The following is a 24,053-nucleotide window of genomic DNA, read 5'->3' on the forward strand; positions in this document are numbered from 1 at the left end:
ATGATCACCGTCCGGGGTCCCCCGGATGAACGTCGGCGGAATGGGAACCCCAGTCATGATCCCCTTCGACGAGGGCCGCGCCCGGCTGCTCCTCGCCCAGGCCTGCGAGTCGGCCGGGCTGGCCGCCCCCGACGGGGCCACACTGCTCGCGCTCGGCGAGAACGCCGTCTTCGACCTCGGCGACCCGGCCGTGGTCGCCAAGGTCGGCCGCGGTCCCGAGCTGTACGACCGGGCGCACCGGGAGCTGGCGCTCGCCCACTGGCTGGCCGGCCAGGACGTGCCGGTGGTCCGCCCATACGACGCGGTGGCGCCCGAGCCGCAGCTGGCCGACGGCCACCCCGTCACCTTCTGGCACCGGCTCGCGCCCGCCGTCCGGCCCGCCCGCCCGGTCGACCTCGCCCCGCTGCTGCGCGCCCTGCACCAGCTGCCGCCGCCGCCCTTCACGCTCGGCCGGCGCGACCTGCTGGCCCCGGTCGAGCGCTGGCTGGCCTCCGCCGAGGGCCACGTCGACCCGGCGGACGTCGCCTTCCTGCGCCACCGCCGCGACGCCTTCGAGGCCGCCCTGCCCGACCTCGTCCCGCGGCTGCACCCCGGGGTGATCCACGGCGACGCGCTGCCGCGCAACATCCACGTCGGCCCGGACGGGCCGGTGCTGCTCGACCTGGAGTTCATGGCGAACGACCTGCGCGAGCACGACCTGGTGGTCCTCGCGCTCAGCCAGGACCGGTACGGCGTGCCCGCCGAGGAGTACCGCGCGTTCACCGAGGCGTACGGCTGGGACGTGCGCGAGTGGCCGGGCTTCACGGTGCTGCGCGGCGCCCGGGAGACCGCCAGCGCCTCCTGGGTGGCGCAGCAGGCGGCCAGCAACCCGGCCGCGCTGAAGGAGTTCCGGCGCCGGGTCGACTCGCTGCGGGACGGGGCCACCGAGGTGCGCTGGTACCCGTTCTGAAGGGCGCCTCCGGTACCCGCGGCGGCGCGGGGCCGCCACCGGGGCGAGTGTGAGAAGACTCTTACGGCGGTTCGGTCCGGTCGGCAACCGGTGCACGTACGATCGGCGTCCTATCGGACAGTCATCCTGACCCGAGAGATCGGCACCGTACTCGCACCTCAGGAGCCGCCGCCATGCACCGGACCGCCCGCCGCCCCTCCGCCCCGAACCGACTGTCCCGATCCCGGCGCCGGCTGCTCGCGGGCTGTGCCGCGGTGGCCGCCGCCCTGGGGCTGGCCGCGTGCGGGACCGCCAGCGGGGCGCTCCAGCCGCCGAGCGCGGCGGCGACCTCCGGGACGGCGTCCCCGGCCGACGCCCGGCCGAGCGGGACGGCGGCGACCGCCCTCACGCCGACCCCCGGCTCCGACGCCGTGCCGCCGGGCGCGGGCTCCCCGGCCGCCTCCCCTGCCTCCCCTTCCTCCCCGTCGGCGCCGGCCAAGCCGCACCCGCCCGCGGCCACCGGCACCCCCCTCTCCGCCACGCCCACCGCGCCGGCCACCCCGACCGCACCGGCCGCCGACCCGTCCTCGCCCGCCGCGCCGCCCCCGCACACCGGGGCGGGCACCGTGATCGGCTCCACCGCCTCCGGCGGCCGCACCGTCGCGCTCACCTTCGACGACGGCCCCGGCCCCGCCACCGGCCAGATCCTCGACCTGCTGGCCCAGTACCACGCCAAGGCCACCTTCTGCCAGATCGGCCAGAACGCCGCCGCCAACCCCGCCATGGTCAAGCGGATCCTGGCCGCCGGGCACCGGCTCTGCGACCACAGCGTCCACCACCCGCAGCCCTTCGCCAAGCTCCCGCACGACAAGGCCGCGTACGAGATCACCGCCGCCCGGAACATGATCCTCCAGGCGGGCGGCCCCGGCACCGAGGTCGGCTGGTTCCGCGCCCCGGGCGGCGGCTTCAACGCCGACAACGAGCACATCACCGCGAGCCTCGGGATGTCCTCGCTCGGCTGGTCCGTCGACCCGCGCGACTGGGCCCGCCCGGGGACGCCGGCGATCGTCTCGGCCGTGCAGAAGCAGCTCAAGCCCGGCGGCGTGGTCCTGATGCACGACGGGGGCGGCGACCGCGGCCAGACCGTGGCCGCGCTCAAGCAGCTGCTGCCCTGGCTGGTCGCCCAGGGCTACACCTTCGACTTCCCTGCCGCGTAGGGCCGTCGGGGCCCGCCGCCGCGGAGTTTCCCCCTCGTTCACCGACCGGACAGCGGGCGCGCGTACCGCCCGCCCCGGCCGTCGCACTAGCCTCCGGGCATGACTGCCGCTCCCCCGTCGAGCAAGCAACTCCCTTACCTGGAACCGCGCCTGGGCTTCGGCCGGGCGGTCGCGGCACTGCTCCTGCTGGCGCTGTGCGCGGTGGCCGGCCGGCTGTTCGCGGCCGGGGTGGTCGCCTACCGGGAGCCGGAGACCTGCACCCAGCAGCTCTGCCTCGGCTCGGCCGCCACCCAGGCGTACTGGGCCGGCGCCCTGTTCTGCTGGCTGACCGGCATGCTGGCGGCGGGCCGGGTCGGCCGCTCCCCCGGAGCCGGGGCCCCGAACCGGCTTCCCCCCGGCGGCGTGCTGTTCCTCGCCCTGCTGCTCGGGCCGCTCGGCGCGGCCTTCGGCCCCGGCGGACCGTACCGGCCCGCCCTGCCCGCCCTCGTGATCCTGGCGGCGCTCACCCTGCCGCTGGTCGTCCACTCCGAGTCCCGGCTCCGCGCGCAGCACCGCGCGTACCGCGCCGCCCGGACGGTCGCCGACCGGCTCGCCGCCCACGGGGTGAGCACCGCCGGCACCGTCACCGCCGTCCAGCCCGGCGAGCCCAGCGGCTACGCCCAGCCCCAGTTCCGGCTCACCGTCGGCTACACCACCCCCGACGGCGTCCAGCGCAGCCTGGTCTGCGCGATCCGCATCCAGGCCTACCTCGCGCCGAGGGTCGGACAGCTCATGACCGTCCGCTACGACCCGCTCGCGCCGGACACCGCCGAGGCCGCCATCGTGCCCCCGCCGGAGGGTGTCCGACCGCAGGCCTAGGTGTTCCGTCCCGTGAGGTCGGGGACGCAGCCGGCGGGCCTCACCGGGCGGGCCAGCGCGGGTCGACCACCGCCTGCGGGTCCTTGCCGCGGCGCAGCCAGGCCTGGAGGCCCTCGGCCCACTGCCGGTACCAGTCGATCTGCCGGCGGTGCAGCTCCGCGAGCGGCACCGCCCCCACCTCGGCCGGGTAGCGCCCGGCCAGCGCGACGGCGACCCGGACGGCGGCCAGCGCGTCGCTGCCCGCCTCGTGGGCGTCCGTCAGCTCCACCCCGTACAGCTCGCAGACCCGTTGCAGGGTGCGCGAGCCCTTGCGGTACTTGTCCACGGCCCGGTCGATCACCAGCGCGTCCAGCACCGGCCCGACCGGCCGCCCCAGGCGCTCGGCGAGCGTCGCCAGCCCGTGCCGGCGCAGCTCGGCGTCGAGCAGCGACAGGTCGAACGGCGCGTTGAACGCCACGACCGGCCGCCCGGCGGCGATCCGCTCGCACAGCGCCGCGGCTATCTCCTCCACCGCCTCCTTCGCCGGCCTGCCCTTGCTCCGCGCCACCTCGTCCCCGATCCCGTGGATCGCCTCCGCCTCGGCGGGTATCGGCACCCCCGGGTCGATCAGCCAGTGCGCGGCGTCCACCCGGGCGGCCCCGACGGTGTCCACGAGCGCGGCCGTGACGATGCGGTCCACGGCCGGGTCGGTGCCCGTGGTCTCCAGGTCGAAGCCGACCAGTGGCTGCTGCCACCAGCTCATCAGGTGTGTCCTTCCGTCCTGCCTCTCGAAACAGCCCCTATCATCACCCGCCCCACCGACAACCCGTCCCGCGGGGAGCCCGATCATGGACCCGGTCGCCCTACGCTGCCCCTCGGACCCGCACGAAGGAGCCGACCATGAGTACCGCCCCGAACCTGCCCGTGCCCCCTCACCGGCACGACGAGCCCCATCCGCTGCGGACCATCAGAGAGATCCGCGGGTCACTGCCCGAGGACCAGGTCGAACACTTCGACGCCGAGCTCGCCGACACCGACATCGACGCGCTTCCCGCGATGCTGCACCGCTGGGCGACGCTGGGCACCGACGGCTTCCTGGACTTCCTCCTGACGACGCCCTTCGACGGGCTGGAGTTCGGGGCGCGCTCCTACGACGGCGAGGGGGACCCCGAGTGACCTATCTGCTGGACACGAACGTGGTCGCCGAAATCACCACGCGGCCGAAGCCGGCCCCCGCCGTCATCGCACGGGCCCGGTCCGTCCCGGCCACCGAGCACTCCCTCAGCGTCATCACCGTCGCGGAGATCGAGGCAGGCGTCAGAGCCGTCTCCGACCCGGTGCGTCAGGCCGCTCTCGGACGGGTCCTCGACGGCCTCCGGGCGGAGTACGAGGGGCGGATCGCCGTCATCGGAGAGCGGGAGGCCGCCGCATACCTCTCCGTTCACCGTCGACCCAAGAGCCTCGGGGCCACCATCGATCCGCCCGACGCGCTGATCGCGGCCACGGCCATCGCGAACGGCTGGACGCTCGTCAGCCGCAACGTCAAGCACCTGGCGCGGACCGGTGCGACCGTGCTGAACCCGTGGATGTACTGACAGCCCGTCACGCCCGACCCGGCCGGGCGTGACGGGAGGCACGCGCTACCGGGCCGGGGGCCGGGTGGGGAGGGCGAGGCGGGTGGGGAGGACGCTGGAGGCGACGGCGAGCAGCAGGCACAGGAGGGTGCTCGCGGCGAGCGGGGTCCAGGGCAGGCGGAGGGGGACGGCGGCCTGGCCGGCCAGGACGCGGTGGTTGAGCAGCGCGGTGGTGCCGTACTGGGTGAGCGCGGTGACGGCGAGGGCGAGCAGGGCGGCGGTGGCGACGACCAGGACGGCCTCCAGTGCGACCATCCACGTCACCTGGCGGCGCACCGTCCCGGCCAGCCGCAGGACGGCGAAGTCGCGGCGGCGGTCGGCGGTGCTCATCACCATGGTGTTGACGATGGCGATCAGCGCGTAGAGCAGGGCGGGCCCGAGGATCGTGGTGGTGGCGATCCAGGCGTAGTGGGCGCCGGGGTCGGGTCCTGGGTCGCGGGCGTCGGTGAGGGTGCCGCCGAGCCGGTCGGCCGGTTCGGCGTCGAGGTGGACGGCGGCGGGGCGGGCGTCGGCGAGGTGGCCGGCGGCGGCCTCGCCGCTGAGCAGGACCTCGTCCAGGCCGAGCTGGGTGCGGTAGACCAGGGCGAGCCGCAGGCTGGTGACGGTGCCGTCGGCGAGGCGCAGGTTGACCTGGTCGCCGATCTTCCAGCCGTGGCCGCGGGCCTGGTCGGTGGAGGCGGCGAGGGTGGCGCCGTGCAGGTCGGCGGCGCTGCCGTCGACGGCGGGCAGGGTCCAGGCGGTGGCGAGGTCGCCGTCGACGACGGTGGCGGCGGAGGGCACGCTCGCGGGCGAGTCCTCGCCGTGGTCGTCGAAGTCGGCGGTGGCGGCGCCGAGGCCGGTGACCACGGTGGCGGTGGCGGCGGTGGCGTGCAGGTCGGGCCGGGCGGCGGTGAGCCGGCGGGCGGCGTCGGCGGGCAGCGGGGCGGCGGCGGGGCGCAGCACGTACCGGGCGGCGGTGGTGGCCCGGTTCTGGGCGGTCATGGCGTCGGCGAAGGCGGCGGTGGAGCCGATCACGGTGCCGGTGAGCGCGATGGTGAGGAAGGCCGGGGTGGCGGTGGAGACGGTGCGGCGCACGGCGGTGAGGGCGTTCTGCCGGGCGAGCAGCGGGGCGGCGGCGACGGCCCGGGTGAGCGGGGCGCTGAGCAGCCGCAGCAGCGGCGGTACGACGGCCGGTGCGAACAGGGCGAGCGCGGTGATGGCGAGCAGGTCGGCGCCGAGGACCCACTGGGAGGCGAGTTGCGGGTCGGCGGGCTGGTCGCCGGGGGTGGCGGGCAGGGTGGGCGCGGCCAGGTAGTAGCCGACGGTGGCGGCCAGGGCGGTCAGGCCGAGCAGCGCGCCGGTCCAGCGCAGCGGGGTCATGACCCGGCGGTCGGCGGCGGCGTCGCCGAGGGCCTCGACGGCGCGCACCCGGCCGGCCCGCAGGGCGGCGGTGACGGCGCCGAGCAGGGCGACGAGCAGGCCGACGGCGGCGGCGAGCAGCATCGGCCCGGCGGCGGGGCGCGCGGTGAACCCGTCGGGGGCGGCGCCGCGGGCGGCCAGCCAGGCGGCGAGGGCGGGGGCGCCGGGCAGTGAGAGCAGGCAGCCGCTGAGGGCGGCGGCGAGGGCGACGACGGCGGCCTCGCCGGTGATCAGCTGGACGATCTGCCGCGGTGTGGCGCCGACGGCGCGCAGCATCGCGATCTCCTGGCGGCGCTGGGCGACGGCGAAGGCGAAGGTTCCGGCGACGACGAAGACCGCGACGAAGGCGGCCATCGCGGCGGTGAACTGGAGCACCTTGTGCAGGGAGGGCGCGCCGAGCGGGGAGTCGTCGCCGGCGGTCTCGTTCAGCAGGCTGCCGGTGGTGGCGACGAGCAGGACGCCGAGGGTGAGGGCGACGTAGGAGCCGGCGAAGGCGGCCTTGCGGCGGCGCAGGCTCGCGGCGGCGACGGGCAGCAGGGTGAGCGGTGAGGTCATGCCGCCGTCTCCAGGGCGGTCATCCGCTCGGCGACCTGCTGGGCGGTGGGGCGGGGCAGGTCGTCGACGATCCGGCCGTCGGCGAGGAAGAGGACGCGGTCGGCGTAGCCGGCGGCGACGGGGTCGTGGGTGACCATGACGGTGCTCTGGCCCTCGCGGTCGACGAGGTCGCGCAGCAGGGCGAGGACGTCCCGGCTGCTGGCGGAGTCGAGGGCGCCGGTCGGCTCGTCGGCGAACAGCATCCGGGGCCGGGTGATCAGGGCGCGGGCGATGGCGACGCGCTGCTGCTGGCCGCCGGAGAGCTGGGAGGGCAGGTGTCCGGTGCGCTCGCCGAGGCCGACCTGGGCGAGGGCCCGGCGCACCTGCGCGGGGTCGGGTCGGCGGCCGGCCAGCCGCAGCGGCAGGCCGACGTTCTGTTCGGCGGTGAGCGAGCCGACCAGGTTGAAGGCCTGGAAGACGAAGCCGATCCGTTCGCGGCGCAGCACCGTCAGTTCGGTCTCGCCCATCCCGGAGAGGTCGGTCCCGTCCAGGGTGACCCGGCCGCTGTCGGGCCGGTCGAGGCCGGCGCAGCACTGCAGCAGGGTGCTCTTGCCGGAGCCGGAGGGGCCCATGACGGCGGTGAACCCGCCGCGGGCGAACTCGACGTCCACCCCTCTGAGTGCCCGTACGGCCTCCGGCCCGGTTCCGTAGGTGCGGTGTACGTCGTCGAGGCGCAGTACGGCCCCGCTCTCCCCCGTGATCTTCACGGGGGCTACACCTACCACGGGGGTCACGGCCCTGACCAGGGCGTTTGGGGGAATCGTTATGCCGTCAGTTACGCCGCCAGTTACGCCGTCAGCCGCCGCGCCCCGGCGTGGACTTCGGCGCGGGCTTCGGCTTCGCGGACTCCGGTCCCGCCGACGGGGCGGTGCAGGTGGACGTCGACCGGGTCCTCGTGGACGACGGTGAAGCCGTGGCGTTCGTACAGCCGCTGGGCGGCGCTGCCGCGGAGGACGATGAGGCGAAACGGTTCTCCGGCGGCGTCGGCCTCGGCGAGGAGGTGGCGCAGGACGGCGGTGCCCAGGCCCCGGCCCTGGAGGTGCGGGGCCAGGTAGAACAGCTCCAGGTGGCGTCCGCCCCGCTCGTCGGGGCGAACGGTGACGCAGCCCGCGAAGGCCCGGTCGACCAGGAGCACGGAGGTGTACCTGGTCGAGAAGGACGCCCGCACCCGCTCGCGGGAGCGGGCCGGGTCCCAGCGGCCGAGGCGTTCCAGGTCGGCGCGCATGACCCGGGCCTTGAGGTCCGTGACGGGTTCGAGGTCGTCGGGGGTGGCGGGGCGCAGGCTCCAGGCGGGGTCGCTGTTCACGGCCCGCAGTCTGGCAGCCGCGCCACCGCCCCGACCAACCGGCCTAGGAGACGGACCGGGAGTCGGCCCAGATGCCCTCGAACTCCTCGCGGTAGACCTCCAGCAGTCCGGGCTCGGTGCCGCCGGGCTGCTGGCCGGCGCCGCCGCGCAGCACCAGGGCCGGGGACTCCATGCCACGGGCGCGGCGCAGGTAGGGCTGGATGACGCCGAGGTCGCGGCCCTGGCGGCGGCCGCCCGCCTGGCCGGGCGTGCGGGGGCCCTCGACCAGGTAGGCGGTGAAGCGCGGGGTCTCGTCGAAGACCCGGATCTCGAAGCCGCCCTGGTCCCGCAGCCGGGCCCGGACCCGCCGTACGTGCATGATGTTCATCTCGATGGAGCGGGACAACTCGCTGCGCCCGAGGCCGAGTTCGCGTTCGCGGCGGCGGACGGCGCTGCTCGCCGGGTTGAGGAAGAGCAGCCGGACCCGGCAGCCTTCGCCGGCCAGCCGCACCAGGCGCTTGCCGGTGTAGTTCTGGCAGAGCATGCCGAGGCCGATGCCGAGCGCGTCCAGCCGCCGGGCGCCGTCCAGCAGGTCCTCGACGGGCAGGTCGCGCTGGAGCCGGACCCGGTCGGCGTGGACGGCGACGACGTCCGCGTACCGGCCGGCCACCAGGGACTCGACGACGTCGGCGGGCACCCCGCCGGCGCCGCCGTCCAGCACGGCCAGCAGCCGGGCGGCGGCGCGTTCGGTCTGGGCCAGCACGGTCTGGGTGAGCACCCGGTTGCGGGAGACGACGTGCCGGGCCACCTCCAGTTCGTCCAGCGCCAGTTCGATCTCGCGCCGGTCGGCGAGGTACGGCTCGAAGCAGGGCCAGTGCTGCACCATCAGCTCGCGCAGCTGGGGCAGGGTGAGGAAGACCAGCGGGTCGTCGTCGGCGGGGTCGAGCAGGTAGCCCTTGCGGCGGCTGACCTCGCGCACGGCGCCGGCCCGGTGCGCCCACTCCTCGCCGGCCGGGCCGGCGGCGGCGGTGACCCAGTCCTCACCGTGGGCGGGGGCGTAGATCGGGTGCAGCACCTCGTCGACGAGGGCGCGCAGCCGCTGTTCGACCAGGTTGAGCCAGACGTAGGCGCGGCCGGACAGCCGGACCCGCTGGTAGGCGTCCTCCCACTCGGCGGCCGACCAGGCCAGGGCGGGTATCTCGACGGGGCCGCTCTGGGCGGGCACCAAGGCCCGGCCGGTCAGGGTGGGGCGCATGACCACCGTGGGCGCCTCGCTGCGGGCCGCGCCCCGGCCGGGCCCGTCGGGCCCGGTGCCGCGGCCGCCGGCGGGGAACACCATGCGCCACCTCATCTGGTCGCCGCACCGACCCCCGCGGGCGCGGGGACCGTTGACGGGCTGTCGGGAGTCGGCCCAGGCGGCCGGACGATCAAGGGTACTGCCCGTCGCGAGCCGCCCGCAGCCGGATGCCCGGGGGCTCTCCCGCACCACCGGGAGCACTCTTCACACGAATGCCCGACGGGCGCTCGTTCGGCCCAACCCGGGCCGGATCTCCCGGACGCCGGGGGAGGGCTCGGGGAGTATGCGCTGTGCCGCGCGTCACGGCGACTGTGCCGTGCGTCACGGCGCACGCTTGCGCACATGCCCGGCCGTCCGGCCGGGAAGAGAGCGTCCGGGTCCGGGCGGACGGCCGGGCCATTCATCGGACTACACGTCAGTTTCCGTTGGCAGCAAGGAAGTTGAGGAGTCATGCAGGTCTGGCCCGGTACTCCCTACCCGCTCGGCGCCACCTACGACGGGGCCGGCGTCAACTTCGCGGTGTTCTCCGAGAGCGCCGACCGGATCGAGCTGTGCCTGATCGCCGAGGACGGCTCCGAGACGGCCGTCGAGCTGCGCGAGACGGACGCCTTCGTCCGGCACGCCTACCTCCCGGGCATCCAGCCCGGCCAGCGCTACGGCTTCCGCGTGCACGGCCCGTACAACCCGGGCCTGGGCCAGCGGCACAACAGCGCCAAGCTGCTCCTGGACCCGTACGCCAAGGCGATGAGCGGCCACATCGACTGGGACGAGTCGGTCTACGGCTACCACTTCGGCGCCCCCGAGCGCCGCAACGACCTCGACTCCGCCCCGCACACCATGCACTCGGTGGTCATCAACCCGTACTTCGACTGGGGCACCGACCGCCCGCCGCGCACCGACTACCACCGCACCGTCATCTACGAGGCCCACGTCAAGGGCCTCACCCGGCTGCACCCGGGCATCCCCGAGGAGATCCGCGGGACGTACGCGGGCCTGGCCCACCCGGCGGTGATCGAGCACCTGGCCAAGCTCGGCGTCACCGCGATCGAGCTGATGCCGGTGCACCAGTTCGTCCGCGACCACCGGCTGCGGGACCTGGGCCTGGCCAACTACTGGGGCTACAACACCGTCGGCTTCTTCGCCCCGCACTCCTCCTACTCCTCCACCGGCGACCGCGGCCAGCAGGTGCAGGAGTTCAAGTCCATGGTCAAGGCGCTGCACGCGGCCGGGATCGAGGTGATCCTGGACGTCGTCTACAACCACACCGCCGAGGGCAACCACCTGGGGCCGACACTGTCGCTGCGCGGCCTGGACAACGTCTCCTACTACCGCCTCGCCCGGGACCAGCGCTTCTACGAGGACACCACCGGCACCGGCAACAGCCTGCTGATGCGCAGCCCGCACGTGCTCCAGCTGATCATGGACTCGCTGCGCTACTGGGTCACCGAGATGCACGTCGACGGCTTCCGCTTCGACCTCGCCGCCACCCTCGCCCGGCAGTTCCACGAGGTGGACCGGCTCTCCTCCTTCTTCGACCTGGTCCAGCAGGACCCGGTGGTCTCCCAGGCCAAGCTGATCGCCGAGCCCTGGGACCTCGGCGAGGGCGGCTACCAGGTGGGCAACTTCCCCCCGCTGTGGACGGAGTGGAACGGCATGTACCGGGACACCGTGCGGGACCTGTGGCGCGGCGAGACCGCCGCCCTCGCCGAGTTCGGCTCCCGGCTCACCGGCTCCTCCGACCTCTACCAGGACGACGGCCGCCGGCCGATCGCCTCGATCAACTTCGTGACCTGCCACGACGGTTTCACCCTGCGCGACCTGGTCTCGTACAACGAGAAGCACAACCAGGCCAACGGCGAGGAGAACCGGGACGGCGAGTCCTTCAACCGCTCCTGGAACTGCGGCGTCGAGGGCCCCTCCGCCGACCCGGCCGTCGAGGAGCTGCGGGCGCGCCAGCAGCGCAACCTCATCGCCACCCTGATGCTCTCCCAGGGCGTGCCGATGCTCTCGCACGGCGACGAGCTCGGCCGCACCCAGCTGGGCAACAACAACGCCTACTGCCAGGACAACGAGCTCACCTGGGTGCACTGGCCGCAGGACGACGGGCCGCAGGCGCGGCTGCTGGAGTTCACCCAGGGGATGATCTGGCTGCGCCGCGACCACCCGGTGTTCCGGCGGCGGCGGTTCTTCCACGGCCGGCCGGTGTCCGGGCGGCCGGGGGCGGCCGGGCCCGCCTCCGCCGTACCGGGCCGGGGCGGGCACGGCCCCGGCCCGCAAGGCCCGGGCGGGCCGGCCGTCGGCGGGTTCGACGACCTCACCGACATCGCCTGGTTCACCCCGGCCGGGGAGGAGATGACCAAGCGCAACTGGGGCGCCAGCTACGCCAAGTCGCTGACCGTCTTCCTCAACGGCTACGCGATCTCCGAACCGGACCGGCGCGGCGGGCGGATCGTCGACGACTCCTTCCTGCTGCTGTTCAACGCCCACTTCGAGCCGCTGGAGTTCACCGTGCCCGCCGACCACGGGCAGGAGTGGCAGGTCGTGGTCGACACCGCCCGGTCCCGGCTGCCCGCCCCGGGGACGGGCGCCCGGGTCAAGGCCGGGGACTCCCTCTGGCTCACCGACCGCTCGCTGATGGTGCTGCAACGGCCCGCGTAGCACGGTGACGGCGGCCCCGGACCGGCTCGTACGGGGGCGCGCGGCGCCGTCGGACGGCCGGGGCGGTCACCTGTTCGGGTCAGCAGCGGGTCTTGGCGGCGGCCTCCCCCGGGTACCTATGGAGCTATGACCCCCGCCGCCGAGCCCGCGCAGCCCCGCCCGGCCGCCGCCGTCCCCTCGTCGTCGTACCGCCTCCAGCTCCAGCCCGGCTTCACCCTCCGCGACGCCACCGCCGCCGTCCCCTACCTGGCCGCCCTCGGCGTCTCCCACCTGCACCTCTCCCCGCTGCTGGAGGCCGTCCCCGGCTCCACCCACGGCTACGACACCGTCGACCACACCCGGATCAGCGAGCAGCTCGGCGGCGAACCGGCGCTGCGCGCGCTGGCCGCCGAGGCGCACCGCCACGGCCTGCGCCTGATCGCCGACGTGGTGCCCAACCACATGGCCGTGCCCGCCCCCGAACGGCTCAACCGGCCGCTGTGGCAGGTGCTGCGCGACGGGCCCGACTCGCCGTACGCGCACTGGTTCGACATCGACTGGACCGCCCAGCCGGGCCCCGCCGACGCCCCCGGGCGCGGACGGGTGCTGCTGCCGCTGCTCGGCGACCGGCTCGGCGCCGTGCTGGACCGGCTCACCGTGGACGGCGACACCCTGCGCTACCACGAGCACGAGCTGCCGCTGCGCCCCGGCACCTCCGGGCTCCCGCTGGAGGAGCTGCTCGCCCGCCAGTGGTACCGGCTCGCCTGGTGGCGCCTGGCCCGCACCGAGCTCAACTACCGGCGCTTCTTCACCGTCAACGAGCTGATCGCACTGCGCGCCGAGGACCCGGAGGTGTTCGCCGCCACCCACGCCGTCCTGCTCGCCCTGCACGCCGACGGCGTCCTGGACGGCTTCCGAATCGACCACCCGGACGGGCTCGCCGACCCGCGCGGCTACCTGCGGCGCCTGGCCGACGCCACCGGCGGCGCGTACGTGGTGGTCGAGAAGATCCTCACCGGCGAGGAGCGGCTGCCCGAGGACTGGCCGGTGGCCGGCACCACCGGCTACGACGCGCTGCGCCGGATCGACGGCGTGCTCCTCGACCACGCGGGCGCCTGCCGGCTGGCCGGGGCGTACGAGTCCTTCCTGCACGGCGGCCCGGTCCGGGACCTCTGCGCGGACCCGCACCCCGCGGTCGCCGAGGCCCGGCGCGGGCGGGCCGACATGACCGGGCCGGACGGCGAACTCGCCGCCGAGGTCGAGCGGCTGGTCCGGATCGCGCTGCGGATCGGCGCCGCCGAGCCCGCGCACGCCGACCACGCGCCGGGGCAGCTGCGCGCGGCGCTCGGCCGGCTGCTCACCGGCTACCCGGCGTACCGGCCGTACGCCCGGCCCGGCGAGGCCGTCCCGGCCGCCTCGGCGCGGCAGCTGCGGGCCGCCCTGGACGACTCCGCCGACCCGACCGACCGGCTGGTGGCCGCGCTCGCGCTCGGGGAGCTGGGCCGCGGCGCGGACAAGGACGAGTTCTGCGCGCGCTTCGCCCAGACCGCCGCCGCGGTGGCCGCCAAGGGCGTCGAGGACACCGCCTTCTACCGCTGGAACGCCCTGCCCGGCCTCAACGAGGTCGGCGGCGAGCCGGCCCGGCCCGGACTGCACCCGGCGGAGTTCCACGACTGGTGCCGCGCCCAGGAGCGCACCTGGCCGCACGGCATGACGGTGCTCTCCACCCACGACACCAAGCGCAGCGCCGACGCCCGGGCCCGGCTCGCCGTGCTCGCCGAACGGCCGGACGCCTGGGCCGCCGAGGTCGACGCCTGGTCCACCGCCGCGGGCCCCGCCGCGCCCGGCCTCGACCGGGACGCCGACTGGCTGCTCTGGCACACCCTGGTCGCCGCCTGGCCGATCGACCCGGACCGGCTGGCCGCCGCCCTGCTCAAGGCCGTCCGCGAGGCCAAGCTGCACACCTCCTGGACCACCCCCGACCCCCGCTACGAGCGGGCCCTGGAGCAGCGCGCCCGCTCCGTCCACGGCAACCCCGGGCTGCTCCCCCGGGTCGAGGGCGCCGTGCACGCCCTCGCCCCGTACGCCCGCGCCAACACCCTGGCCGCCGCGCTGCTGCACCTCACCGTGCCGGGCGTGCCGGACCTCTACCAGGGCGGCGAGGAGCCGCTGTACACCCTGGTGGACCCGGACAACCGGGGCGTGGTGGACCTCGGCGCGCTGGCCGTGCGGCTCACCGACGCGGCCGCGCCGCGCCCCGGCGACCTCGCCCGGGAGAAGCTGCACCTCACCGCCACCGCGCTGCACCTGCGCCGCTCCCGGCCGCTCGGCTCCTACCGCCCGCTGCCCGCCGCCGGCCCGGCCGCCGAGCACCTGCTGGCCTTCGCCCGGGGCGCGGACGTGGTCACCGCCGTCACCCGGCTGCCGTACGGGCTGGAGCGGGCCGGCGGCTGGCGCGACACCGTGCTGGAGCTGCCGGCGGGCGGGCCGTGGACGGACGAGCTGACCGGGCGGGGCTTCCCGGCGGGCGCGGTGCCGGCCGCGGAGCTGCTGACGGCGCTGCCGGTGGCGCTGCTGACGAGGAGGGGCTGATGCCGGTCTACCAGGTGTGGGCGCCCCGCGCCGCCACCCGGGTACGGGTCGAAGTCGACGGCACGGCCCACGAGTTGGCCCGCCGCCCGGACCGGGACGGCTGGTGGTCCGGCGAGGCCCCGGCGGGCGACTACGCCTTCCGGCTGGACGACGGCCCGCCGCTGCCCGACCCGCGCTCGGCCCGGCAGCCGTACGGCCCGGACGGGCCCAGCCGCGCCGTGGACCACGCCGGGTTCCGCTGGTCGCGGACCGGCTGGCACGGCCGGGCCCTGCCCGGCGCGGTGCTGTACGAGCTGCACGTGGGCACCTTCACCCCCCGCGGCACCTTCGAGGCCGCCGCCGAACACCTGGACCACCTGGTCGAGTTGGGCGTGGACTTCGTCGAGCTGATGCCGGTCTGCCCGTTCCCCGGCAAGCACGGCTGGGGCTACGACGGGGTCTCGCCCTGGGCCGTCCACGAGCCCTACGGCGGGCCCGAGGGGCTCAAGCGCTTCGTGGACGCAGCCCACCGCAAGGGCCTCGGGGTGGTGCTGGACGTCGTCCACAACCACCTCGGCCCGTCGGGCAACTACCTTCCCGCGTACGGGCCGTACTTCACCGACCGGCACCACACCCCGTGGGGCGCGGCGGTCAACCTGGACGCGCCCGGCTCGGACGAGGTCCGCGCCTACCTGATCGGCAGCGCGCTGGCCTGGCTGCGCGACTACCGGATCGACGGGCTGCGGCTGGACGCCGTGCACGCCCTCGCGGACGACCGGGCCGTCCACTTCCTGGAGGAACTCTCCACCGAGGTCGGGACGTTGGCGGCCGCCACCAACCGGCCGCTGTTCCTGGTCGCCGAGTCCGACCGCAACACCCCGGCCACCACCACCCCGCGCGAGGCGGGCGGGCAGGGCCTCACCGCCCAGTGGAGCGACGACTTCCACCACGCCCTGCACTGCGCGCTCACCGGCGAATCCCACGGCTACTACCGGGACTTCGCCCGCGAGCCGCTCGCCGCCCTCGCCCGGACGCTCACCCGGGGGTTCTTCCACGACGGCACCTGGTCCTCCTTCCGCGGCCGCACCCACGGGCGCCCGTTCACCCCGCTCGACGCGGGCCACCGGCTGCTCGGCTACCTCCAGACCCACGACCAGGTCGGCAACCGGGCCCTCGGCGACCGCGTCTCGGCCGGCCTCTCCCCCGGCCGGCTCGCCTGCGGCGCGGCCCTGGTGCTCACCTCTCCGTTCACCCCGATGCTCTTCATGGGCGAGGAGTGGGGCGCCGCCACCCCCTGGCAGTACTTCACCGACCACACCGACCCGGACCTCGCCGAGGCCGTCCGACAGGGCCGGCGGCGGGAGTTCGCCGAGCACGGCTGGGCCGCCGAGGCCGTCCCCGACCCGCAGGAACCCGCCACCGTACTGCGCTCGGTCCTCGACTGGACCGAGCTTCGGCGCGCCCCGCACAGCGAACTCCTCGTCTGGTACCGGAAGTTGATCCGACTGCGGCGCGAGCGGCCGGAACTGTCCGACCCCGACCTCGGCGCGGTGCGGGCGACGTACGACGAGGCGGCGGGCCTGCTGGTGGTGCACCGGGGGCCGTACCGGATCGCCGTCAACCTCGGGCCGCGGGAGGCCGCACTGCCACTGGGGGCCGCCGGGCGCGAGGTGGTCGCGGCCTTCGGGGCGGCGGAACTGGAGGGGACGGCGGTGCGGGTGGCGGCGGACGCGGTGGCGATCGTGCTGACCTGAGCCGTCGGCCGACCTGACCGGCTCACCCGGCCGGCTACCAGAGGAAGGTGCCGATCCGCTCCCGCAGCGACGGGGCGTCCAGGCCGTAGGCGGCCAGGTGCTCCTCGATCGAGCCGTAGTGCCGGTGCTCCTCGCGCGGCACGCCCAGGCCCAGCACCCGGTGCGGACGGTCGGCGAGCGCCGCGTGCGCCTCGTTGGCGGAGGTGCCCGCCAGGTACGGCTCGACCAGCACCACGTCCGCCCGGTCGCCCAGCGCCGCGCGCAGCCCGGCGGCGTCGAAGGGGCGCACCGTCGCCGCGTACAGCACGGTGACGTCCAGGCCCCCGGTGGCCGCGAGCACCGCGTCCAGCATCGGCCCAACGGCGAGCACCACGCCGCGCGAGCCCGTCCGGACGGTGGCGAAGCGGCCCGGCTCGACCGGCACCGCGGCCGCGTTCTGGTGCCCCGAGAGCCGCACGTAGACGTTGCGGTCGCCGTCCGCGTAGGCGTGGCGCAGCAGCCGCTCGGCCTCGTCCGGGTGGCCGGGGACGTGGACCGTCCAGTCCGGCAGGGTGTCCAGCAGGGCGACGTCGCCCGGGGACATGTGGGTGCGGCCGCCGGCCGGCCAGTCGTACGAGCCCGCCGCGCTCACCAGCACGGCGCCGACGCCCTGGTGGACGAGGTCCAGCTTGACCTGCTCGAAGGGCCGCTCGATCAGGAAGCTGGCGAAGGTGTGGGCGATCGGGCGCATCCCGGTGAGGGCCAGGCCGCCGGCCGCGCCGACCAGCAGCTGCTCGCGGATGCCGACGTTGACGACCCGGTCCGGGTGGCGCTCCTGGGCCGGGGCGAAGGCGGCCGCGGTGATGTCGGCGAGCACCACGGCCAGCCGGGGGTCCTCGTCCAGCAGGCGGGTGGTGACGTCCACGAAGCGGTCGCGCATGGTGTCCATCGGTGAAGTGCCTTTCGTTGCGGGGGTGGTCGGTGGTCGGGTCCGGCGGGGGCGGGCCGCCCGCTCAGGAGTCCTTGGGCTCGACCCGGGCGACCACCACGTGCGGGCGGCCCGGGTGCTCGGCGGTGTAGGCGCGGTGCAGCGCCTCGTGGTCGCGGCCGTCCACCGTCGCGGTCGACCAGCCCTCGGCCGCGAACCGCTGGGCGAGGCCGCCCTGCCAGCCGTGCGTGGCCGAGGAGTTGTCGATCACCACCACGTGCAGCCGGTCCAGTCCGTACGCCCCGGCGAAGGCCACCGCCTCGGCGTTGGAGCCCTCGTCGAACTCCGCGTCGCCGACCAGCACCCACACCGCCGGGTCGGTCAGGCCCTGCGCCCGCAGCCCGAGCGCGGTGCCGACGGCCAGCGGCAGGCCGTGCCCGAGCGAGCCGGAGGCGATCTCCACGCCGGGGACCAGCGTGCGGTCCGGGTGGTGGCCGAGCGGCGAGTCGTAGCCGCCGAAGCTCGGCAGCACCTCCGGGGAGATGAAGCCCTTGGCCGCCAGCACCGCGTAGTAGGCCATCGGGCCGTGGCCCTTGGAGAGCAGGAAGCGGTCCCGGTCCTGGGCCTCGGCGGTGGCGGGGGTGACCCGCAGCACCCGGTCGTACAGCACCCAGAGCGCGTCCAGGGTGGAGGTGGCGGCGGGGCCGTGCTTCTCGTCGCCGGTCATCAGGCCCATCAGGGCCGAAAGGTCCTCGAACCGGGCCCCGGTGGCGGTGCCCGCAGTCGCGTTCGTCGTCATGACCACGATGGTGCAACTTAAAGCCAGCTTGAGGTCAAGCGGTTACAGTGGGCTCCCATGACCGCCCATTCCGACGGCCGTCGGACCCCCGGCCCGCACCACACCGACCTGCTCACCATCGGCCAACTCGCCGACCGCAGCGGCCTCGCCCCCTCCGCGCTGCGCTACTACGAGAGCCTCGACCTGATCCAGGCCACCCGCACCACCGGCGGCCAGCGCCGCTACACCCGCGGCACGCTGCGCCGGATCGCCTTCATCCGCGCCGCCCAGCGGGTCGGCCTCTCCCTGGACGAGGCCCGGGTCGCCCTCGACCGCCTTCCCGAACGCCCGGCCCCCAGCGGCACCGAGTGGGACCGGGTCGCCGGGTCCTGGCAGAGCCGGATCGACGAGCAGATCGCCGAACTGGAGCGGCTGAAGGCCAAGCTCACCGGCTGCATCGGCTGCGGCTGCCTCTCGCTGACCCGCTGCGCCCTCTACAACGCCGCCGACCGCGCCGGCGAGGCCGGCCCCGGCGCCCGCTACCTGCTCACCCGCGACCCGGACACCGGGCCCGAGCCGGTCCCGCCGGCCGTCGAGGCCTGCGGCACCCGCCGGAGCGGGCACTGACCACGGGAGCGGGCGCTGACCGCCGGAGCGGGCGCTGAAAAGCCTTTGCGCTGCGGGTGCCCGCCTGCTTACGGTGCCGCCGTGCTGCCCTTGGTGCTGACGGACGAGGAGTGGGACGCGGTCGTCCCCGACGAGACGGTGATGCGCCCCGGCGCGGAGGCGCTCTGCGCCCGGCTGGGCCTCGCCGGCCTGCCCCTGGAACGCTTCCCGGAAGGCTCCGTCCCGGTGTACGCGGTCGGCGACGCCCTCGTGCTCAAGCTGTTCCCGGCGGACGGCGCCCGGGACGCCATCGTCGAGGAGCGCGTGCTCACCCGGCTGGACGGCGCCCTGCCGATCCCCACCCCGGCCCTCCACCAGGCCGGCGAGGACGCCAACGGCTGGCGCTACCTCCTGATGTCCCGGCTGCCCGGGCAGGGCCTCGCCCCGGCCTGGCCGCGCATCCCGCGGCCCGACCGCGAACGGATCGCCCGCCGCTGTGGCGAGTCGCTCGCCGCCCTGCACGCCCTCGACCCCGAACCACTCGCCGACACCCTCGGCCCCGGCGACTGGCCGGCCTTCCTGGCCCGCCAACGGGCGGGCGCGGTGGACCGCCAGCGCGAGCGCGGGCTGGCCGAGGAGTGGCTGGAGCAGATCCCGGACTTCCTCGCCGCCGCCCCGCTCCCCACCGCCCCCGGCCGCGCACTGCTGCACACCGAGTTCATGCGCGAGCACCTGCTCACCGACCCGGCCGACGACTGGCGCCTCACCGGCCTGCTCGACTTCGAGCCCGCGATGATCGGCGACCCGGCCTACGACCTGGTCGCCGTCGGCCTCTTCACCACCCGGGCCGACCCGCACCTGCTCGGCCACCTGCTGGACGCCTACGGCCACGCCGTCGACCCTCGCCTGCTGATGGCGTACACGCTGCTCCACGTCTACAGCAACCTGCCGTGGTACCTCCGGGAGTTGAAGCCCTCGGCGCGGACGCTGGACGCCCTCGCCGAGGAGTGGTTCGGGGTTTCCTAGGGACGTTTTGCGGACGTTTTGCGACGCGGGTCAGGGACGCGGGTCGGTGCGCAACAGGCTGTACCGGACGACGTCGCGCCACTCGCCGCCGCGGAAGGTCACCGCCCGCTGCACGCCCTCCCGGGTGAAGCCGAGCTTCTCCAGCACGCGCTGCTCCGCCAGGTTGCCCGCCTCGGTGTCCGCCTCCAGCCGCATCACCGGCGAGTGCGCGAACAGGTAGTCCACCAGCAGCCGTTGGGCCCGGGTACCGATCCCCCGCCCGCGCGCGCCCGGCACCAGCTGCACACCCAGACTCCAGTACGGCGCGGACGGCCGCACCCCACTGCGGTTGGCGGCGACGAAGCCGCCGAACCCGCCATCGACGACGACCGCGAGCATCACCTGCTCGTCCTCCAGCAGCCCGCTCGCCGCCCAGCGACGACGGTGCCGCTGCGGGTCCCGCCAGCCGTACCACTGGAATTCACCCAGCGCCTGCGGATCGTTCACCAGCTCCTCGAGGGCGCCGAGGTCGGCCTCGACCATCGGGCGCAGGGTGACGCTTTCTTCGCTCATGTCGGCGTCAACGCAGGATCCGGTGGCACCGGTTCCTCATTCCGTCGGAAATTCCGCGCGCCTGCCCCGCGTCCGTCCCATCGCCTCGCGATTCACCGCGCCGGGCACGACATCGGCGCCGCCTTCACAGGACGATCGAGCGGGCGAGCCGGAATCCGACGTCGTCGATCCGCAGGGTCGGGTGGCTGCGGCGGCGGACGGAGGCGCGGCAGCTCCAGTGCTCGTCGAACCAGCCGCCGCCGCGCAGGACGCGGTAGTCGCCGTACACCTCGGGGTCGTAGCGCTCCCAGCACCACTCCCAGACGTTGCCGAGCAGGTCGTACAACCCGTAGGCGTTGGGGAGCAGTTCGCCCACCGGGTGCGGCCGCTCGTCCGAATTGCCGCGGTGCCAGGCGATCTCGTCCAGCGAGCCGTAGCGCGGGCCGTCCGTACCGGCGCGGCAGGCGTGCTCCCACTCGGCCTCGGTGGGCAGCCGGTAGCCGCCGGCGGCGCGGTCCCAGGAGACCTCCTCGCCGTCCACCCGGTAGGCGGGGGCGAGGCCTTCGCGCCGGGAGAGCTCGTTGCAGTAGTGGACGGCGTCGAACCAGGAGACGCTGTGCGCGGGCCGCCGGTCGCCGCTCGCCCCCTCGTACTGCTCACGGGTCACCGGACAGGCCGCCAGCTCGTACGCGGCCACGTCGACGGCCCAACTGCGCTGGGTACGACGGTCGGAGAGGGTGACGCGGCCGGCCGGAACGGTGATCATCCACCGATCCTAGGGGGCGGCCCGCAGCAGGGCGATCGCGGACTGCTCGGCCAGCTCCTCCGCGTGCGGCGGCAGCGGCGCACCCGCGTGCAGGGGGCCGCGGACGACGGCGAGCGGCAGGCCGGTGACGGCCAGGGTGACCCGGTCGAGGTCCAGCGGCGTGGCGGCGCCGAGCCGCCCGGCCAGCCCGGCCAGGGCCTCCCGCACCCGGAGGCCGCCCTGCCGGTCGCGCAGCCGCTGCTCCTCGGACCACTCCGCCCGACCGAAGGCCTCCGGGCCGTGCAGCAGGACGACGGCCCGCTCCCGGTGGGCCCGGCACCAGGCGACGACCTGCCGGGCGAGCGCGCCCGCCGCGAGGTGCGGCTCCTCGTGCGCGTCGATGGCGGGCAGGCAGGCGCCCTGGAACTCCTCGACCGTCCGCAGCCACAACTCGGCCAGCAGGGCGGCCCGTTGGGGGAATCGGTGGTAGACGGAGCCGTTGGGCGCACCGCTCTCCCGGGCGACGGCGGACATCGTGACGGCGGCCGGCCCACCGGCGGCCGCGAGCCGTACGGCGGCGTCGAGGAGGGCGGATTCGTCATGGCGGGGTGGCCTGGGCATGTAGTAGAGAGTACTCTCCAATTCAATTGGAGGGGATCATCCAAAACCAGGAGGGGAGCCCCGGCATGGCCGTGCTCAACATCCACGAACGCACCGTCCCGGCACCGGCGGAGACCGTCGGCGCCCTCATCGACAGCCTCGCGAGCCCGGACGACCGGCTCTGGCCGGGCCCGCGCTGGCCCCGGATGCGGTTCGACCGCCCGCTCACCCCCGGCGCCACCGGCGGCCACGGCCCGGTCCGCTACACCGTCTCCGACTACGCACCGGGCCAGTGGGTGCGCTTCCGCTTCGACGGCCCGCGCGGCTTCGACGGCCACCACGAGTTCACCGTCCACCCGGCGGGCGACACCACCGTCCTCCGCCACACCATCGCCATGCGCCTGCACGGCCCGGCCCTGCTCGCCTGGCCCCTCGCCTTCCGCTGGCTGCACGACGCCCTCCTGGAGGACTGCCTCGACCGGGCGGTACGGTCGGTCGGCGGCACCGTCCCCCACCCCGCCCACTGGAGCCCGTACGTCCGCCTCCTGCACCGCCTGATCCCCCACTGACCGGCGCCTGCCCGACCGAGGCCCGAAGCCGGAGGCGGCCCTGGCTTCCCCTGCCTGCCCGCGCACGTGAACGCGTGCGCGGGCACGGTTTCCCACCGCCCAGTGCCCCGTCTCCTCAAGCAGCCCCGCGCCCAACGCGGGGCTGCCCACCTCGGTCCAACCGCCAACCGGACCGTGGGCTCAACGCCCGGCCACGAGGCGGGTTGTGTCTTGGGTTGCGAATTTCAAGCAGGTATCCGACCGTCAGTTTTCGGGTGGCCTCGTACCGAACACGAGGCCACCCTCACTTGACGTCTGTAGCGGTGTCACGACACGGTGTTACCCACACGGACTTGCAGCCAACTTCGCGGAAGGGGCAGTCATGACACTTCGCTTCATCGGGATCGACCCGGACTCGCCGAACGGTGGCTCTCCGACAGTCTGGCTCGAAGACGAAGCCGCGGAGATCGTCGTACAGGGGCTGCTCCCCTCCACGGACACGCTCCGCACCATCAGCGAGACCGAGTGGGTTCCTGATCACCCCGTCGGCATCCCGGACCACGAGGGCGTCGTCCGTATCCCTGTTCGGATGATTCCGGCTTTGCGGAAGGTGTGCGATGACGCAGAACGTGCCGGACTTTGGCGCCCTGCTGCGGAGCGCTGAGCGCTCGGCAGTCCACCTGGAGATGCGGGACTCCTATGCGGACGACCCGGTCTTCGCCGACTGGCGCGCGGGGCTACCGGTCGACCGCCCCGACGCCTACGAGCTTCCCGAGGAGTACCAGGCCTGGGCTGAGCTGGTGAAGGAGACCGTGGCCCGGGGCGTGATCATGCGTCGTGCCCGGATCGTCTCCGAACCCGTCACCGACTACATCCGTTGGGAACACGCCATCACAGAACGGCACAACATCGCCCTCGGCGAGCACGTGCGCTGGCTCCCCCGCCGCCTGGCGTCCGATCTCTCACTGCCTGGAAATGATCTTTGGCTGATCGATGACCGCCTGGTCCTCTTCCACTGGTTCACCGGCGACGGCGACTGGGCCGGCCACGAGTTCACCGAAGACCCGGCCACGGTGAAGCAGGTCACCGCCGCGTTCGAAGCGGTGTGGGATCGCGCTACGCCACACGCGCGGTATCCCGTCTGACTCACCATCGGCACCGGGCAGTCCATCACATGTCGTCGTCCCCGTCGTCCAGTGTCGTCGAGGCCCGCAAAGCCCTCGCCAATCGACTGACCGAGATCCGCAAGGACGCCGGACTCACCGGCGACGAGCTCTCTGCCCGGTGCGGGTGGCACCCCGCCAAGACCAGTCGTATCCAGAGCGGCAAGTCCGCACCCTCCGAGGACGATCTCCGCGCCTGGTGCACTGCGTGCGATGCCGAGGAGCAGCTCCCTGACGTCATCGCCACCGCCCGCGCCGTCGAATCGATGTACACCGAGTGGCGTCGGATGGAGCACGCCGGGCTGCGGGCCGCGCAGGAGTCCGTCGGCACGCTCTACCAGCGCACCGAGGTCTTCCGTGTGTACGCGAGCCGGGTCATTCCCGGCATGGTGCAGACAACCGACTACACCGCTGCCGTACTGCGCTCGATCCAACGCGACCGAGTGCCCGTCGATGACGTCGAGGAGGCCGTGGCGGCGCGGCTGGACCGCCAGCGCATGCTGTTCTCCGGCCGGCATCGATTCGGGCTGCTGGTCGAAGAGTACGTGCTCCGCGCCGCAGTGTGCGACGCCAGGACGATGGCGGACCAACTCGACCACCTCATCACTGCGTCCGCCAGCCCCTTCGTCAGCCTGGGCATCATCCCCACCGGTTGCCACCGATCCCAACTTCCGGTCGAGGACTTCTACATGTTCGACGAGGCCGAGGTCGCCGTCGAACTGACCTCCGGGTATCTGCGCATCACACGACCTCGCGAGATCGCCGATTACCTGCGCACCTACACCGCACTGGCAGGAATGGCCGTCTACGGCACGAAGGCTCGGCAGGTCATCACCTCGGCGATCGACGCACTCGGGTGAATCGGCGCAAGATGGCGCAACTTCTTTGAAAGAGCGATCTGTTGCTCCGTAGCGTCATGAGTGCTCCGCCATGCGGAGCGTCCACGAGCGCAAGGAGAGGCCTTGTCACTCCTACGAGCTGAGCGGAGCAGTGCCTT

At 74.6% G+C, this 24,053-nt stretch carries 24 protein-coding genes; 14 read left to right on the plus strand and 10 right to left on the minus strand.

The features are described from left to right. Positions 1–40: 40 nt before the first annotated feature. The 3 genes from ACFVXH_RS01295 to ACFVXH_RS01305 all read left to right on the plus strand — a co-directional run bounded on the left by ACFVXH_RS01295 (position 41) and on the right by ACFVXH_RS01305 (position 3,003). A complete protein-coding gene (locus ACFVXH_RS01295; RefSeq protein ID WP_234348599.1) occupies positions 41–949 on the plus strand; it encodes a phosphotransferase enzyme family protein in 909 nt (302 codons plus the stop codon). A gap of 173 nt (positions 950–1,122) precedes the next feature. Further along, complete coding sequence (locus ACFVXH_RS01300; protein ID WP_387819486.1) at positions 1,123–2,145, plus strand: polysaccharide deacetylase family protein; 1,023 nt, start codon at positions 1,123–1,125, stop codon at positions 2,143–2,145. A 99-nt stretch (positions 2,146–2,244) separates the two neighbouring features. After that, positions 2,245–3,003 carry a DUF3592 domain-containing protein gene (locus tag ACFVXH_RS01305; RefSeq protein ID WP_387819488.1) on the plus strand — a complete coding sequence of 253 codons (759 nt, stop codon included), beginning with the start codon at positions 2,245–2,247 and terminating at the stop codon, positions 3,001–3,003. A 40-nt stretch (positions 3,004–3,043) separates the two neighbouring features. Here ACFVXH_RS01305 and ACFVXH_RS01310 read toward each other — a convergent pair whose 3' ends face one another. Continuing rightward, complete coding sequence (locus ACFVXH_RS01310; protein WP_049659490.1) at positions 3,044–3,745, minus strand: exonuclease domain-containing protein; 702 nt, start codon at positions 3,743–3,745, stop codon at positions 3,044–3,046. Between the two features lie 137 nt (positions 3,746–3,882). Here ACFVXH_RS01310 and ACFVXH_RS01315 point away from each other — a divergent pair, with 137 nt between their 5' ends. Both ACFVXH_RS01315 and ACFVXH_RS01320 read left to right on the plus strand, forming a co-directional pair. Next, complete coding sequence (locus tag ACFVXH_RS01315) at positions 3,883–4,158, plus strand: hypothetical protein (protein WP_049659491.1); 276 nt, start codon at positions 3,883–3,885, stop codon at positions 4,156–4,158. After that, positions 4,155–4,577: a type II toxin-antitoxin system VapC family toxin gene (locus ACFVXH_RS01320; protein WP_387819491.1), complete on the plus strand. Its 423-nt coding sequence runs from the start codon at positions 4,155–4,157 to the stop codon at positions 4,575–4,577. The genes ACFVXH_RS01315 and ACFVXH_RS01320 overlap by 4 nt, the downstream gene beginning before the upstream one ends. Positions 4,578–4,622: 45 nt before the next feature. Here ACFVXH_RS01320 and ACFVXH_RS01325 read toward each other — a convergent pair whose 3' ends face one another. From ACFVXH_RS01325 to ACFVXH_RS01340, 4 genes are all read right to left on the minus strand, one after another. Further along, positions 4,623–6,569, minus strand: coding sequence for an FtsX-like permease family protein (locus ACFVXH_RS01325; RefSeq protein WP_387819493.1), 1,947 nt, complete (start codon positions 6,567–6,569; stop codon positions 4,623–4,625). Next, positions 6,566–7,309, minus strand: coding sequence for an ABC transporter ATP-binding protein (locus ACFVXH_RS01330; protein WP_369808346.1), 744 nt, complete (start codon positions 7,307–7,309; stop codon positions 6,566–6,568). Before ACFVXH_RS01330 ends, ACFVXH_RS01325 begins: the two co-directional genes overlap by 4 nt. An 86-nt stretch (positions 7,310–7,395) precedes the next feature. Continuing rightward, positions 7,396–7,914 (minus strand): GNAT family N-acetyltransferase, encoded by a 519-nt coding sequence (locus ACFVXH_RS01335; RefSeq protein WP_387819495.1) that lies wholly within the window; start codon positions 7,912–7,914, stop codon positions 7,396–7,398. Positions 7,915–7,957: 43 nt separating this feature from the next. After that, a complete protein-coding gene (locus ACFVXH_RS01340) occupies positions 7,958–9,232 on the minus strand; it encodes an SAV2148 family HEPN domain-containing protein (RefSeq protein ID WP_063780326.1) in 1,275 nt (424 codons plus the stop codon). A gap of 408 nt (positions 9,233–9,640) precedes the next feature. On the opposite strand from ACFVXH_RS01340, the gene glgX reads away from it, so the two are divergent. The 3 genes from glgX to treZ all read left to right on the plus strand — a co-directional run bounded on the left by glgX (position 9,641) and on the right by treZ (position 16,152). Beyond that, a complete protein-coding gene (gene glgX, locus ACFVXH_RS01345) occupies positions 9,641–11,848 on the plus strand; it encodes a glycogen debranching protein GlgX (RefSeq protein WP_049657607.1) in 2,208 nt (735 codons plus the stop codon). 126 nt (positions 11,849–11,974) lie between these two features. Then, on the plus strand, positions 11,975–14,419 hold the full coding sequence (gene treY, locus ACFVXH_RS01350; RefSeq protein ID WP_387819498.1) for a malto-oligosyltrehalose synthase: 2,445 nt from the start codon (positions 11,975–11,977) through the stop codon (positions 14,417–14,419). Next, complete coding sequence (gene treZ / locus ACFVXH_RS01355) at positions 14,419–16,152, plus strand: malto-oligosyltrehalose trehalohydrolase (protein ID WP_387819500.1); 1,734 nt, start codon at positions 14,419–14,421, stop codon at positions 16,150–16,152. Before treY ends, treZ begins: the two co-directional genes overlap by 1 nt. Positions 16,153–16,186: 34 nt before the next feature. Here treZ and ACFVXH_RS01360 read toward each other — a convergent pair whose 3' ends face one another. Then, on the minus strand, positions 16,187–17,080 hold the full coding sequence (locus ACFVXH_RS01360; RefSeq protein WP_049654926.1) for a transketolase family protein: 894 nt from the start codon (positions 17,078–17,080) through the stop codon (positions 16,187–16,189). Positions 17,081–17,144: 64 nt separating this feature from the next. Then, positions 17,145–17,858 (minus strand): thiamine pyrophosphate-dependent enzyme, encoded by a 714-nt coding sequence (locus tag ACFVXH_RS01365; RefSeq protein WP_049654931.1) that lies wholly within the window; start codon positions 17,856–17,858, stop codon positions 17,145–17,147. A 57-nt stretch (positions 17,859–17,915) separates the two neighbouring features. Between ACFVXH_RS01365 and soxR the strand changes: the two genes are divergently transcribed. Beyond that, a complete protein-coding gene (gene soxR, locus ACFVXH_RS01370) occupies positions 17,916–18,464 on the plus strand; it encodes a redox-sensitive transcriptional activator SoxR (protein ID WP_387819503.1) in 549 nt (182 codons plus the stop codon). Positions 18,465–18,545: 81 nt separating this feature from the next. Next, positions 18,546–19,469 (plus strand): phosphotransferase family protein, encoded by a 924-nt coding sequence (locus ACFVXH_RS01375; protein ID WP_387819505.1) that lies wholly within the window; start codon positions 18,546–18,548, stop codon positions 19,467–19,469. A 30-nt stretch (positions 19,470–19,499) separates the two neighbouring features. Here ACFVXH_RS01375 and ACFVXH_RS01380 read toward each other — a convergent pair whose 3' ends face one another. The 3 genes from ACFVXH_RS01380 to ACFVXH_RS01390 all read right to left on the minus strand — a co-directional run bounded on the left by ACFVXH_RS01380 (position 19,500) and on the right by ACFVXH_RS01390 (position 21,366). After that, complete coding sequence (locus ACFVXH_RS01380; RefSeq protein WP_074000991.1) at positions 19,500–20,021, minus strand: GNAT family N-acetyltransferase; 522 nt, start codon at positions 20,019–20,021, stop codon at positions 19,500–19,502. A gap of 124 nt (positions 20,022–20,145) precedes the next feature. Next, positions 20,146–20,766: a formylglycine-generating enzyme family protein gene (locus tag ACFVXH_RS01385; protein WP_387819507.1), complete on the minus strand. Its 621-nt coding sequence runs from the start codon at positions 20,764–20,766 to the stop codon at positions 20,146–20,148. A gap of 9 nt (positions 20,767–20,775) precedes the next feature. Further along, positions 20,776–21,366 (minus strand): TetR/AcrR family transcriptional regulator, encoded by a 591-nt coding sequence (locus ACFVXH_RS01390; protein WP_380780254.1) that lies wholly within the window; start codon positions 21,364–21,366, stop codon positions 20,776–20,778. 65 nt (positions 21,367–21,431) lie between these two features. Between ACFVXH_RS01390 and ACFVXH_RS01395 the strand changes: the two genes are divergently transcribed. The 4 genes from ACFVXH_RS01395 (at position 21,432) to ACFVXH_RS01410 (ending at position 23,916) form a co-directional block, all read left to right on the plus strand. After that, entirely contained in the window at positions 21,432–21,914 is a 483-nt protein-coding gene (locus ACFVXH_RS01395; protein ID WP_387819509.1) for an SRPBCC family protein, read from the plus strand. 361 nt (positions 21,915–22,275) lie between these two features. Continuing rightward, complete coding sequence (locus ACFVXH_RS01400) at positions 22,276–22,557, plus strand: hypothetical protein (RefSeq protein ID WP_380738746.1); 282 nt, start codon at positions 22,276–22,278, stop codon at positions 22,555–22,557. Beyond that, the gene (locus ACFVXH_RS01405) at positions 22,511–23,038 is read left to right on the plus strand and encodes a DUF6879 family protein (protein ID WP_380738748.1); all 528 of its coding nucleotides are present in this window, start codon (positions 22,511–22,513) and stop codon (positions 23,036–23,038) included. Before ACFVXH_RS01400 ends, ACFVXH_RS01405 begins: the two co-directional genes overlap by 47 nt. A 29-nt stretch (positions 23,039–23,067) precedes the next feature. After that, positions 23,068–23,916 carry a helix-turn-helix domain-containing protein gene (locus ACFVXH_RS01410; protein ID WP_380738750.1) on the plus strand — a complete coding sequence of 283 codons (849 nt, stop codon included), beginning with the start codon at positions 23,068–23,070 and terminating at the stop codon, positions 23,914–23,916. The last annotated feature ends 137 nt before the right edge of the window (positions 23,917–24,053 follow it).

The sequence above is a fragment of the Kitasatospora sp. NPDC058184 genome, from assembly GCF_042883725.1.
Taxonomy (GTDB): domain Bacteria; phylum Actinomycetota; class Actinomycetes; order Streptomycetales; family Streptomycetaceae; genus Kitasatospora.